We start from the raw sequence: 495 nt of genomic DNA, 5'->3' as shown, positions 1-495 counted from the left end.
TTTGTTCGATCAGCCTCCTTTCCATTTACGTAATCCCCCATTTCCTCCAACCCATGCCGCAACCTCTTCAAGGTTGCCTCAGCAGCAGTGAAGGATTGATCAATTCCGATCCATTTTCTACCTAACTCATTCGCTGCATGAATGGTAGTACCAGACCCATTAAACGGATCGAGAACAATGTCACCCTCATTGCTAGATGCGTTAATAACCATCTTAAGCATGTCTAGGTTTTTTTCTGTTGGGTACCCTGTAATTTTGATGCTTTGATGGTGAGCGTCTCGATATTGATCCCAATAATCTGTAAGTGGACGTTGCTTGTTTTGTGGCAAATACACTTTCCGCCTAGGGTTTCCATTTTTCGACCAGTGAATTTCGCCGTTAGCATCTAAAGCGTCCAATTTTGCAGGGGTTAGTTGCCAATGCTTCCCTTTTGGAGGATTCATTCCTTTCCAAGGTTTTCCCGTTTCCCCATTTCTCACGCCTGGTGCGTGTATT

Annotated in this window: 1 protein-coding gene; it reads right to left on the bottom strand. The window is 44.4% G+C overall.

Annotated elements, in window-relative coordinates; genetic code table 11:
* On the bottom strand, positions 1-443 hold a 443-nt coding region (locus A3761_RS03090), incomplete at its 3' end, for a DNA methyltransferase (protein ID WP_197472771.1).
* Positions 444-495: the final 52 nt, after the last annotated feature.

Source organism: Oleiphilus sp. HI0123 (assembly GCF_001635315.1).
The sequence above is the reverse complement of the archived record's forward strand: the minus strand, read 5'-3'. Positions and strand labels throughout refer to the sequence as shown.